Raw genomic sequence first — 13,486 nt, 5'->3', positions numbered from 1 at the left:
GATTAGCTTGCCCGATACTGCGGACCTCTCCCGAAAGACCGACCTCGCCCAGAACGCAGGTTCCTTTCGGAAGAGGTTGATCGAGATAACTGGAAATAATCGAAGTGCAGATCGCGAGATCCAAAGCAGGTTCATCCGCGTTCAAACCTCCCGCAAGATTGCTAAATAGATCACATTCCCCTAATTTGATTTTGATATACTTTTCGATCACCGCAGCGAGCAAAATCACACGGCGAGTATCCGGCCCCTCCGCCATTCTTCTTGCCTGAGCAAAACCGGTTTTACTAACCAAAGCCTGCACTTCCACGGTAAGAGCTCGACTACCTTCCAACACGGCGCTGATGACGGAACCGCTTCTTTCCTCCGCACCTGCGCTGACAAAGATACGATTTCGATCCCCTACTTCTCGTAAACCGCCCGAAAACATTTCGAAAATCGCAAGATCCCCCACGGCGCCAAAACGATTTTTAACCGCCCTGAGCAGTCGGTAATAATTGAGCCGATCCCCTTCGAAATAAAGAACCGTGTCCACAAGATGTTCCAAAACTTTCGGACCCGCAATCGTTCCCTCTTTCGTAATATGACCCGTCATCAAAATCGGAATTCCGGATCGTTTGGCGGTTTCGAGCAAAACTTGAGTACATTCTCTCAGTTGAGTGACGGTTCCGGCCTGATTCGGAAGAGCTTCTCTTGCGATGGTTTGAATCGAATCCACAAAAACCACCGATGGCCTTTCGCCTTCGATCATTGCGGAAATATTCTCCGCGTAAGTTTCAGAAGTAAGCAGTAGATTGGACGAACGAAATCCCATTCTTTCCGCCCGCATTCGAATCTGAGAAGGGGACTCTTCGCCGGAAATGTAGAGAACTTTTTTATTTGCCTGTGTCAGATAACGTGAAACTTCAAGAACCAAAGTGGACTTTCCGACGCCGGGCTCTCCGCCAATCAAGGTCAGAGAACCCGGAACCAATCCGCCGCCCAAGACGAGATCGAGTTCTTTCAGACCAGTTCCCATCCTTTCAAGCGATTCTTCCTCTACTCTGTCTAAAGGAATCGGCTCTTGGTACGATTTATTTTTCCGGGAATTTCCGTTGGAGGGAGCAAATCTCTCACCGCCGATCTCTTCGACGATCGAATTCCAATTCCCGCAGGATTCGCATTTACCCGCCCAACGAGAAAAATCCTGACCGCAAGACTGACAAATAAAAGTTCGAGTGAGTTTCTTTTTCAATGTTCGAAAAGGGAAGGCATCTCAAGCCAATCGATCTGATTAAAAACGGGAAGACAACGAAAGGCCTCCCTGGCAAGGGAATCCCTGCCTTCTCTTACGAGGATCTCTGTGAGTTTTTGTTCGAGGGAAATCAGATACTTTACGTCGCCGCTCGCATACTCGATTTGATCTTTGGTAAGAATTTTCTTTCCCCAATCGGAAGACTGATTTTTCTTATCGATCACCTCGTCGTAAAATTCCTTGATGAGATCCTTAAGACCGTGTTTGTCCGTGTATGTCCGCGCAAGTTTGCTCGCAATTTTCGTACAAAAAACGTTCTCCAAAGAGATTCCCAAACGATAACGAAGAAAGAGAGAATCCATTCTCGCAAAATGAAAAATTTTTACGATTTCCGAATTTTCGAACAAAGACTTAAGTAATGGGGCTTCTTTTTGATCGGGGAAAATTTGAACCAAACTTACGTTATTGGAAGAATCGCAAATCTGTACGACACAAAGTCTATCTCTTCTAGGATTGAGTCCCATCATCTCGCAGTCGACCGCTAGGCGATCATCCGCCTTATACTCTTCAAATCTTTTTTCCGAAAGATCTCCGAGAAAAAGCTCTGGTTTTATAGTTGAAGGTTTTGGAGGCATAAATTCATAATAATCCGTACCGTGCGGTTTCGGGAATCAAAATTACAAAACAGAGACTCTATAATTATAGAAAAGTTTCCGTTTGAAAAAAATAAACACGTTCATCGACAGCGATGGAAAATATGAAAGCCATTTTAAGATACAAAGTCTATGAGAATTCCTTTACATCCTCATTTGAAATTTCCGGCAAAGGAACCAAAACTTCCAGTGACTGCGGAAATTTTTGCCTTTCCCTTGGTCATAAAAAAACGGGGAAGAACGAAACATTCAAACCGCATCTCGAATGGATCGGAGAACAAAGACCCAAAGCCGGAACCGAAATTCTCAATCTGGAAATAGAACTCCCGCCGCACATGTTAGGCGAACCGAAGATCTTCCAACAAGGTTATCAATCTTGGAGTCTTTCCACCGTTCACTCCCTTGCAGACGCAGACGAATCGCCAAGATTGGATTTCCTTCGATATTCTCAGGAAAATTTCTATACGAATCATTCCGGTGTCGGAGGGGATTGGCAAAGCGAAGGAATGATACTTCTGATATCTTCCACAAAGGATTCGCATTATTTTGCAGGGGCAATCGGTCCCGGAGAACAGGGGGTAAAGTTCAGAGTCCTTTCTCCTCAAAGAAAAGAAGAACTGGAAAACTCCAAAAAGAAATCCTGGATTCCCGATTCCGGAATTTCCTTGATCTACGACTTTTATCGCTACGAAGATTTCAGAGGGAATAAACTTTCCCTCACTCCAATTGCAATAACTCGTTTTACGACAGCCCCGGAAGCATTTTTAAAAAAGTATTTCGGCGAATTAGGAAAAACTCATAAAGTAAAACTCTCCGCAACGCCCGTTCCAACCGGGTGGTGTTCTTGGTACCAATACTACACGAAAATTTCCGAAAAAATCATTTTGAAAAATCTCGCACTTGTAAAAGAGAAAAAACTTCCGATTCAATTCTTTCAAATCGACGACGGTTATCAAAAAGAGATCGGGGATTGGCTGACCACGAACGACCGATTTCCCGGAGGAATGAGACTTTTAGCCGAAGAAATCCGAAGGGAAAAATTGACTCCGGGAATTTGGCTCGCACCCTTTCTCGTCAGAAAAAAATCCGAATTCTATCAGAAATATCCCGAAGCCATCCTCAAAGATCGAGACGGAAAGCCCGTACCTGCGCTTTGGAACCCTCACTGGGGAATGGACTACACGTATTGTATCGACGTCACTCATCCCACCTCCCGAGATTTTCTAGAGAACGTCCTAAAAACGATCGTAAAGGACAACGGATATCCGTATCTCAAACTAGACTTCTTATACGCCGCCCTTCTTCCCGGTTGGACCTACGATCGGAGTATCTCGCCTCACAAACGTTATACGGACACGATTCGATTCATCCGTAAAGTCGTCGGTAAAGACGCGTTCCTTCTCGGATGCGGAGCGCCGATCTATCCGTCAATCGGGTTGTTCGATGCGATGAGAATCGGTTGTGACGTGGCGCCTTTCTGGGAAAGAGAAAAAACGAGAATTCTCGCAAAGGACAAACATGCGCTCAGTACCGAAAGAGCCCTGATTAACGACATCACTCGCTCTTCGATGCACAGAAACTTATGGTACAACGATCCGGACTGCCTTTTGGTTCGAGAAAGTAAAAATCACATGACTCTCGCACAAACTCAACTGATGGCGAGCGTAATGGCAGTGAGCGGCGGAATGATTCTCGTAAGCGACGATCTCTCCCTAATCGGAGAAGAAAGACTCGCACTTTTAAAAAAAATACTGGAACTCGGAGTCAAGTGCAGAAGTAAAACTCCCGTTCCGATCGGAATTGCTTCCGGATCGTTTCCATCGGCGCTTTACAATCCCGCAGGCTTTTTAGGAATTTGGAATCCAAGTGAAGAAGAAAATACGATCGAAATCCGAGTTCCTTTCGTCTCTAAACTCAAACAATTTCCGGACTACTGGACAGGAAAAGTTCCCGAGTCCCTCGAATATTCTTCGAAAAATGGAATTCTCAAATTAAAACTTCCTGCATTCGGTTCCGTGGTATTACAAACCGCAAAAGTTGTTTGACTCCATGAAAGGAAAAAGTAAAATTCCAACCGACAAACTAACCAACGGAGAATTCGACCCGATGAAACGCATTCAAAAACTACTCATCTCCCTGACACTAGGACTTACCATAATCAGCCTCAACCACTGTTTTATTTCCGAATCCATCTCCACCGGAGTCGAATCCCTCAGCAAATCTTCCGATTCGTTAGAAAGTCTCTCCAAGTCAATCAAGTCACTTTCTGTTTCCGTGAGTTCCATTTTTTCTTCTTCCTCTGGCAACGACGAAGAGAAAGAAAAAGCGTATCTCAAAGACGTTCGCGATTTAACTGCGATGCACTTTGAAAACGGATTTCAAGAGATCGAATTCAAAAACGATCTCTCCACTTTAGCTTTTCGAAACGGACTCACAAACTGGAAGTCGTTGCGGGTAACGTATTTGGGAATCGGAAGCGGACTTAGAAAAGCGGGAATAGACGAAGATGCGTTTCAAACCTTCGTACAAGGACTTGGAACTTCCAAGCCGGAAATCGTAGAATCTATTCGTAAAGGATTCCATCAACTCTGAAATTTTTTCTCGCCCTTCTCCTTATAGCCCTGCTCTTTTCGACAGGGCTCCACTCCACACCCACAACGGTCGATTTCATTTATGTGGACGCAAACACCGGTCAGTCCAGCGGCGGGCACACGGGCATTCGAGTCGGAAACAAAGTCTATCATTATCAATTTTTTCCGGACGATATCTTCCATTTGATTCGGGAAACCTACGACGACTTCGCGTTCGATTACAACATAATATCCAATCGGACAAGTGTGCTTACGAGATTGAAGCTTACGCAAAAAGAAGTGTCCATCTTAGAATCGGAACTCAATCATCTTTATCTCGTTCAGTTCCGGCATCTGCAAAACCTGGAAATGCTGAAGAAAGAAACTAAGTTCCTTGAAGAATTGAATTCTCCTGAAAAAAAAATCGGGCTCCGAGCGACCGCATATTTCACTCCAGAGGGGAAATCGAAACTTACCAAGGATCTAAAAGCAAAACTTACAGCCGCCTTAGGGAAAAATTTTCTAAGTCATCTGGAACAAACCCTAAAAGACGAAATTCTCCTTCCAAACAACGAACTTCTGAAAATGGAATTCCCTCCGCTTCCCGAAAAAATGAGCCGGGATAAGTTCCCGTTTTTCAAGCCCGGATCTTATTTAAAACTTCGCGATATACTAGAAGGAATTATACTATGCCAAATTCTCGCAGAAGAATGGTCCTTAAACGAAGAATTCATAATTTCTAATACAAAAGAATCCTTAACCGAACGAGAAAAAACTCTCTTGGAGAATTTTAACGCAAAACAAACCGAAGGACTGATCCAGATTCTATCCGAAAGGGATCCTGGTTGGGCTTACAGCGCACTTGTAACCCTCGGGCGATTGCACACGATCGAAGAAAGTATCCTCATCGGGACTCCGGTGTTTTTATCCAGTTTTCCGGATAATCCGCAAATCGTTTACCGGAAAGATTCCGACGACACACAGGCTCTTCAACATATCACCGAGGAAACCTCGGCAATCGCATCACTCGCTCGAAAAAAGATCTCCGCCCTAAAGGAACTAACGGAAAAAGAATATCAAATTTGGGAAGACGCATCCAACCGAGCTTTTGAATTGCAAAAAGGAATCGGAACCGCGATTCCGATTCGAGTGACCTGGGACAAATTGCTTCCTCAAAGAGAAAATAAATTCCTGATTCCGATGCGCTTGCCTGAAAATTCCGTACTCGCAGAATATCTGAAACTCGCAAAGGCAAGAGAGCTGGAATATCATGTCCGTTTAAAAAAACTTTATCCATTCCATCTTCTATTTGAAAACTGTACGACCGAAGTCCTCAAAAACGTACAAGACTCGTTTGATCGAAAAAAAATTCCTTTTCCAAGCGAAAAGATCGACTTCGGATTTTCGTTCGCGTTCATTCCGTTTTACGCATCCCATTGGATTTCCAATAACTGGAAGAATGAAGGAAAAAAAATTTTCCTTTCTTATCGAAGAAAAAAATTGTCGGAACTATTAAAACAAAACCCGAGTTGGAAAACCCACTTTAAGGAATCGCTTACGCTCAGCTCCTCGATCTACAAATCCAATCGAGAAGACCACTTTTTTCTTCTCTTTACGGACGACGTGTTTTGGGTTCGACCTTTCTACGGAATCGTGAACTTGACGACCGGGCTCGGCGCGACTTTAATCGGAATACTCGCCTTACCCTTAGACAGAGGAGAGCGATTTCAAAAGGGGTTTCAATCCTTGTTCTTTAGTTTTCCTGAACTTGCTTTTTTTAATATTCGAAAAGGAACATTCCCGATGGTATCCATAAAAGAAATTCCGGACGAGCTTTTTCAATTCCAAGAAGAGGATTAAATTTAACGTGAGTTCGGCGGTTGAAAGTTTGGGCGAATAAGAAACTAAAGTGTCGCACTTCCTAAGGGCACCACAAGTAATGGGATCTCAAGATTAATTTGTCGGAATTCCGACAAAATCCCCCGTGAAACTTACCCCACCCTGATTTTTGGGTGGTGGGGTGATGAGCGACCCGTAGGGAGCAAATCATTGAGCCTGGAGACAGAAAGGCTCGGAAGATTTTTCTCTATCAGAAAATCATACTTCTTGCAAGTAAAAAGTCTCATTCTTGTCGGAACACTTGAAAAATATCAGTTTTTGACCCTTATTATCCCAAAAGCCTTCTTAATTTGTGGGGTTGGTTACGTTAGGAAGCGTTGTGCCTGAATTTTCCTGATTTTTGGATGATTGAAGTATATCAAACTCACGTTAGTTATAATATTGCCAATAGAAACAGACCGACTTCCAACCGGAGTTTCGCAAAAAATTCTTACAACAAAAAGATCGGCCTTTCTTGGAAATAAAACTTTCAATGAATCTCTAAAAGAATATAAGAAGAATCGTCCCTATATTCTTTCAAAGGAATCGAAGAACGGACAAAATCGTCCAAAGCATTTTTCATACCTTTAACGGAGTCCTGACCCGACTTGTGGATCCGATTCAATTCTTCGATCAAGGGATGATTGAGATTGTTTATAATCCCATCGGAAAAAAGAAAGATCACATCCTTATCCTCGAAGTTCGTTTCGTAACTCGGAAAATCCAAGTCTTCCACAATGCCCATTAGTTGGCCCGACTTTTCATTTAAGAATGAAAAACCCTCTTTGTGAAAATGAACCGGAAAAGGGTGTCCTCCCCTGGCATAAACCAGCTTCTTTTCGCTCGGAAAAAAAATCACACAGGCGGCGGTCATACTGTGGGTCCCGATGTTCAAACAAAGTTCTTGGTTCATCCTTTTGAGAATAACGGACGGGTCATGCGAATTTTTAAACTCTTCTCTAGCGAGAGTTGTCATCAGAAGCGCAATGAGCCCGGAAGTGACGCCGTGATCTTCCACATCCCCCAAAAGCAAAAGGATCGACTTTTCCTTTTTAAGAATCACGTTAAAATCCCCACTTACGAAGGAAACCGGAGTCACGTCCGCTTCCACTTTGTACGGACTCAGATCGGGAATCGAAAAGATTTTTCCCTGAACCCTGGAAGCGAGACGAAGATCCCGCATGATAACCTCTTCACGCAGATCTTTTTCCTTTAGAATAACATAATAATCATATGCTTTTTGAATAGCTATCTGAACCGTTTGAATCGAAAAAGGTTTGAGCAAAAAGTCGCTCGCTTTGTGCGTAAGAGACGTGACCACGTTGTTGATATCCCTTTCTCCGGTCATCATGATCACCTGAGTTTTTGGGTCTAAACTTTTAAAGTAGGGAAGGATTTCAAGACCGCTCGTGCCCGGCATATGAATATCGAGAAAAACGATCGGGTTTAATTCCCTTTCAAAGTATTGTTTTCCCTGCTCTACGGAATCGAAAAATACGCTCTGATATCCTAGCTTATTCAGGATGAGTTCGAGGGTTTCTCCGACGTCCCTGTCGTCGTCGAGAATGATAATTTCTGGTCTTAAGGAAAATCCCAACATATTAAGTTTTCCTTAAATATTGGGTCTCTGAAACGATCTTTTCCACTTTTTTATAATATTCTTCGTCGAAAAGCGCAGATTCAAAATACCCGTTGATGCAGGAAACCATTTCTCCGTATTTCCAAACGTAAAGTTTTTTCGTGGAAGCCTCGCAGATCTTTTCGTTGTGAATTTGCTCGCTCAATTCTCTCAAATTGGTTCTTTTGAAAGAATGAAGGATCGCACGGAATTTCCCTTCCTTTTCGGGATCCACAAACTGAAAGGACTTATGAAACAAAACGGCGTCATGAAAATATTCCGGAATGTTGAAAGCTCCGTAAGCGCCTAATTTTGTGGCGAGAATTCTGATAAATCCAGTGATCTCGTTCATAAGAGAAAGTCCGGGATATTCCTGACCCTGAAACAGTTTCTTTTTGGCTCTCATATGCTTCATCCTTAAGTTCTGGGTCAAGAGCCAGTCAATATAAACGAGTTTATAGGATTGATCCAGCTTTTTAAACTGAAAGTCGGAAAATTTCAAGCGCATGTGGACTAGAATTTCGTCGGAAGGATTTTTGATATAAATCCGATTGTCCATGTCGGAAATCCCGTCCAAAAAGATCCCGTAATCCTTATAACCTCTCGCCTGAAGGACCCGAAAGATTCCCGAATTTTCAAGCATCTCTTGTACTTCGTTTTGCGAAAAACGATTGAAAAGCCTGTTTTCAATTCCGAGAGAAGTCTGAAACTCTCTGGAAATGTCGATCATTCCCAGGTCTTGACCGTCCCAAAACCCGGGGTTTCCTTTTTTCTTATCGGAATCAGAAAAGATACTCATAGTCAATCGGTCGCAAACACTTTGATTGTGTTGTAGTGAATCGTCACCGTATCGTAAAAGTCCTTTGCATATCCTCCCGCCGGAAGAATCACGGCAGGAACGTCTAACGTACGGACAAAGTCTCTGACAATCTTATCCCTCTTTCGTAGCCCTTGAAGCGTGAGTTTTAAATCACCGAGGGAATCTCCTTCGAACGGATCGGCCCCGGCGATATAAAAAATCAAATCCGGTTTGAAATCGGATTCGATCTTGCGCAGAGATTCCAACAAAAGTTCCAGATACTTTCCGTCGTCCGTTCCTTCTTCAAGAGGGATGTCAAGTCCCGACTTCTCTTTTTTAGGATACAAATTTTCCTGATGCATGGAAAACGTAAACACGTTCGAGTCTTCCTGAAATATAACGGAATTTCCGTTGCCTTGGTGAAGATCCAAATCGATAAAGAGAATTTTTCTGCCAGGATATGCCTTTTGATACAATTTAACCGCGATCGCCGCGTCGTTCAAATAGCAAAATCCTTCCGCCCGATCGGGCATACTGTGATGAAAACCGCCGCCAATATGATAAACGAACTTGTATTTCCCGGTCAGTTCGGTGGCGAGTATCGTGCCTCCCACCGCTAAAACAAAACTTTGAACGATTTGTTTCGTAAGCGGAAGCTCCGAATATTGGGTTCTTTCGGTGATTTTGAGAGAAAAAAAGTCCTTTAAAAATTCCTTAGTATGAACCAATGCCAAATCTTTATCCCTAGCAGGCTCGGGCTTGTATACATAAAGACTTGCGAGTTTACGATCTTGCTTTACAAGATCGTAAATCATTTGGTACTTCCTTGCCGGAAATATATGAGGTCCCAGATCTATGTTATAATCTGGATGATAAACCAAACCAATTCGTTCTAGCTGCTTCTCCAAGAAAATGGACGCCTATTTTTGGTTCATTCTATTTTTCGGTTTCCGTTCGTAAAGAGGAAATATTAGCTGGAACAATGGAAGGCGTTTATCTATAATTACCGTTCATGAAAATCCCGAACTGGAAAAAAACCAAAATCGTTTGTACCATCGGTCCTGCCTCTTCTTCCGAAGAGACCGTCCTTTCCATGCTCAAAGCGGGAATGGATATCGCTCGAATGAATTTCTCACACGGAACTCACGATTCTCACAAAAGAGTTTACGATACGTTACGCAAATGCGAACAAACCTCCGGTTTTCCATTGGGAATCATGGCCGACTTGCAAGGTCCGAAAATTCGAACCGGAAAATTAAAACTCAATTCCATTTTACTCCATAAAAATCAAGAGATTCAAATTGTCCCCGACGCGGATTTCCAAGGCGACGAACATACGATCGGCTGCACCTATCCAAATCTAATTCAAGATATCAAAGAAGGAGATAAGATTCTCATCGACGACGGTAAGCTAGTACTGAAAGTCATTTTTAAAAAGCCGGACTCCGCAATTTTAAAAGTGATCGTGGGCGGCATATTATGGAGTAACAAAGGAATTAATCTTCCCGGAACTCCGATCTCCGCTCCCGCTCTTTCCGAAAAGGACGTAGAAGATTTGAAATTTGCACTTTCTCTCGGAGTGGACTACGTTGCGCTTAGTTTCGTTCGAACGGCTGCAGATTTGGAATTGGCCAGATCTTCATTGCAAGGAACCTACACCGGATTGATCGCAAAAATTGAAAGACCGGAAGCGATCAAAAACATAGAAGAAATCATAGAACGCGCGGACGGAATCATGATTGCAAGAGGGGATCTTGGGGTCGAGATCGAAACGGAAAAAGTCCCGATCCTTCAGAAGGAACTCATCCACAAGCTCAATCAAGCGGGCAAACCGGTGATCACGGCGACACAAATGTTGGAATCAATGATCGAAAATCCGAGACCGACCCGCGCCGAAGCGAGCGACGTCGCAAACGCAGTGATGGACGGAACAGACGCAGTGATGCTCTCTGCGGAATCCGCAAGCGGTCATTATCCGTTGGAATCGGTAGAGATCATGTCGAAGATCATTCAAGAAACGGAAACCATCAACCATATCTACGAAATCCACTGGAATATTAAGAAGACATTCTTAGAATCCGAAAGAACCGCTTTAGGAAATGCCGCGAGAGAAATCGCTCACGGAATTCACGCAAAAGCGATCGTTAATTTTACAAGAAGCGGCTATTCCGCTTTGATCACTTCGGAAATGAGACCGAAGGTTCCGATCTATTCGTTCACTCCGTTTGTCACCACAGCAAGAAAGATGAAACTCTATCGAGGTGTGATACCTTTCGTAATGCCTTTTTTTACAAGGTTGGAAGATATGATCGCATACATGAACCAAAAACTCAAAGAGGATGAATTCCTCTTTCCGGGAGACAAGATTGTGATTCTTTCCGGCGCTCCGGGAACCACAGTACGTAGCGTCGACTTTTTACAGATTTATCAAATCCACTGAGTCATTTTCCTACAAACCCAAAAAAATAAAAATGTTTCGCTCATCTATCTTTCTCGGATGAAACCTTTAAAAGATATCGAGCCATACCATGAATTCATATTATCAATTGACAAATTTTAATTCGTGTAGAATTGCAACGTAGGAATATGCTTCTCAACAATCTTCCGCTTTTATAATTTAAATCCCGCCAAAAGAAACATTCTATAATTTGAATACATTTTATTCCATCGGTTTCGTTTCTTATTTTCATTTTTTACTTTCCAGTTTCTCTTTTTAGTTATAAAATTGGACTCAAACAACAATTTTACCATAATGGCAAAAGAAAATATCTGTAAAGAATAGAATCGACGAATCATTCTGTTTTCGTATAAAAACTTTTTTATAACAATTCTCAAGCCGATTTCTTATGACAAAAACAAGAACTTCTTTTTCAAAACCTCATTTATTTTCTTCTCATTTGAGGAAAAGTATGAAGTATAAAAAAGTAATACAACATCGAAAAACTTTTCGATTCTTTGAATGCGTTTCGTATGACGAGACTTTACGAATATGTTCTAAAAATGAAAATCAATCTCTCGTATCTCCATAAAAAACTAAATCAATGGAAATAGACAACGATGAACTTTAAAAAAGAATACGATCTTGAAAAACTCGTGAATAATTCTATAGATCTACTGTCAATAGTAGACTTAGAAGGCAAAGTTCTATTAGTAAATCCTGCTTTCGAACGAACTCTAGGTTGGAAAGAAGAGGAATTGGTTGGAAGAAACCCATTTCACTTGCTCCATCCCGAGGATAAGGAAATTACTTTTCAGGAATTCGAAAAATTAAACCAAGGCTTGCCGACTTTCTCTTTCCAAAATCGTTATATTTGTGCGGATGGAAACTATAAATATTTTACCTGGACGGCCTCTCCTGATCTTAATTCCGGTTTAATTTATGTGACTGGAAAGGATATCAGCGAAATGATCGAATCCAATCGCAAAATCAGTCAACTTGCGGCCGAACTCAAAGTCGCAAACGATAAGTTGTTTGAACAGGCCTCTACAGATCCGTTGACAAAACTCAAGAACAGAAGAGCTTTCAGCGAAGATTTGAATCGTCTGATTCACCTCGCGCAAAATCAGGGAACTTCCCTTTCTTTGTTGATGATTGATGTCGACTTTTTCAAAGACTATAACGACAATTTTGGCCATCCGGCGGGAGACAAGGTTCTCATTGAAATCGCCCTCTTACTCACTAGAACCTTACGCAAATGCGACGTTCTGGCAAGATACGGCGGTGAGGAATTCATTATCGCCTTACCAAATGCTTCGCAAACGGATTCCATAGAAATCACAGAAAGATTGATTCAAGCCATCAGAGAATTTTCTTGGGAAAAAAGATCCATTACCATCAGTATCGGCATTTCAACCCTTACTTTTCCTCTCGGAGGAGCCCTTCCGATCGAAGACAATGCCTGCTTGACAAATCTGATCGAATCCGCAGATCGTGCGTTATACGCATCAAAAACGGAAGGACGTGACAGGTTTACCCATTTTACCGAAATTCATTCTTCCGATAGATTGAACCTTTCCTCTTTCCAGTAAGAACCGATCTCAAAACACCACGCACGACACATTCTCATTTTTAAAACAAGAAAAACTCTCATCTTTGATGAAGCGGACGACTGACAGAATTTCAACCTTTATCTCTACTCCCTTCCTTTGAGAAAACAACAACCGCTTTATTGACTTCTGTATAAAGTTCCGTATATTTGGATGACAAATCCCCGCGGTTTGTCGTTAGAGTTGTTGAAACATTACTTTTCCTTCTGTTTCATTGAAATGAGCGGATTACTCATCTCTACATAATAGAATGCCTAAAACGTGGGATTTGTGTTCAAATTGACGGTACTCTGTTTTATAGCATAACCCTACCCACAAGTAATGGGATCTCAAGATCAATTTGTCGGAATTACGACAAAATCCCCCGTGAAACTTAGTTCCCACCCTTATTTTTGGGTGGGATGACGAGCTCTGCTGAAGAGCGAGGCGCTGAGTTTGGAGGCGGAAAGGTTCTGGAAATTTTTCTCTATCAGAAAATTATACTTTTTGCAAGTAAAAAGCCTTATTCTTGTCGGAACACTTGAAAAATATCAGTTTTTGATCCTTATTATCCCAAAAGTCTTCTTAATTTGTGGGTAAGGTTATGGCTCTCTAAGGATCGCGTTAACTCAGTGAAACGGCTTCCTAAGGGGCGCCGTTTCAGGTCGCAACATAATAAGTTATGCAGAACTCACGTTATTGTAAATCCGC

General features: G+C 42.3%; 10 protein-coding genes (1 of these 10 cut by a window edge). 5 read left to right on the top strand and 5 right to left on the bottom strand.

What is annotated here, in order from left to right; all coding sequences use genetic code 11:
• Positions 1-1,231, bottom strand: the 5' portion of a protein-coding gene (radA, locus tag FHG67_RS07685; protein WP_004496695.1) for a DNA repair protein RadA. Its footprint begins 149 nt before the window's first position; the window shows 1,231 of its 1,380 coding nt (coding positions 1-1,231); it begins with the start codon at positions 1,229-1,231; its stop codon lies beyond the left edge, outside the window.
• Entirely contained in the window at positions 1,228-1,866 is a 639-nt protein-coding gene (locus FHG67_RS07680) for a ribonuclease D (protein ID WP_004496707.1), read from the bottom strand. Before FHG67_RS07680 ends, radA begins: the two co-directional genes overlap by 4 nt.
• A 122-nt stretch (positions 1,867-1,988) precedes the next feature.
• Between FHG67_RS07680 and FHG67_RS07675 the strand changes: the two genes are divergently transcribed.
• The 3 genes from FHG67_RS07675 (at position 1,989) to FHG67_RS07665 (ending at position 6,314) form a co-directional block, all read left to right on the top strand.
• A complete protein-coding gene (locus FHG67_RS07675; protein WP_036075865.1) occupies positions 1,989-3,929 on the top strand; it encodes a glycoside hydrolase family 36 protein in 1,941 nt (646 codons plus the stop codon).
• A gap of 61 nt (positions 3,930-3,990) precedes the next feature.
• Positions 3,991-4,476: a putative lipoprotein gene (locus FHG67_RS07670; RefSeq protein ID WP_036075866.1), complete on the top strand. Its 486-nt coding sequence runs from the start codon at positions 3,991-3,993 to the stop codon at positions 4,474-4,476.
• An 83-nt stretch (positions 4,477-4,559) separates the two neighbouring features.
• Positions 4,560-6,314, top strand: a complete 1,755-nt coding sequence (locus FHG67_RS07665; RefSeq protein ID WP_004500242.1) for a hypothetical protein — start codon at positions 4,560-4,562, stop codon at positions 6,312-6,314.
• Positions 6,315-6,822: 508 nt separating this feature from the next.
• Here the strand turns inward: FHG67_RS07665 and FHG67_RS07660 are convergent.
• Genes FHG67_RS07660 through FHG67_RS07650 form a run of 3 tightly spaced genes read right to left on the bottom strand, consistent with a single transcriptional unit; the run spans position 6,823 to position 9,657 of the window.
• Positions 6,823-7,932 carry a PP2C family protein-serine/threonine phosphatase gene (locus FHG67_RS07660; protein WP_004496705.1) on the bottom strand — a complete coding sequence of 370 codons (1,110 nt, stop codon included), beginning with the start codon at positions 7,930-7,932 and terminating at the stop codon, positions 6,823-6,825.
• A gap of 1 nt (position 7,933) precedes the next feature.
• Positions 7,934-8,749, bottom strand: coding sequence for a hypothetical protein (locus FHG67_RS07655; protein WP_004500301.1), 816 nt, complete (start codon positions 8,747-8,749; stop codon positions 7,934-7,936).
• A gap of 2 nt (positions 8,750-8,751) precedes the next feature.
• Positions 8,752-9,657 (bottom strand): histone deacetylase family protein, encoded by a 906-nt coding sequence (locus tag FHG67_RS07650; protein ID WP_085986084.1) that lies wholly within the window; start codon positions 9,655-9,657, stop codon positions 8,752-8,754.
• A 104-nt stretch (positions 9,658-9,761) separates the two neighbouring features.
• On the opposite strand from FHG67_RS07650, the gene pyk reads away from it, so the two are divergent.
• Positions 9,762-11,189 (top strand): pyruvate kinase, encoded by a 1,428-nt coding sequence (gene pyk, locus FHG67_RS07645; protein WP_004501908.1) that lies wholly within the window; start codon positions 9,762-9,764, stop codon positions 11,187-11,189.
• Positions 11,190-11,806: 617 nt separating this feature from the next.
• Positions 11,807-12,778: a sensor domain-containing diguanylate cyclase gene (locus FHG67_RS07630; RefSeq protein WP_002623389.1), complete on the top strand. Its 972-nt coding sequence runs from the start codon at positions 11,807-11,809 to the stop codon at positions 12,776-12,778.
• The last annotated feature ends 708 nt before the right edge of the window (positions 12,779-13,486 follow it).

Source organism: Leptospira weilii, assembly GCF_006874765.1.
In the GTDB taxonomy this organism is placed as follows: domain Bacteria; phylum Spirochaetota; class Leptospiria; order Leptospirales; family Leptospiraceae; genus Leptospira; species Leptospira weilii.
This window is presented reverse-complemented; position numbering and strand designations above follow the sequence as displayed.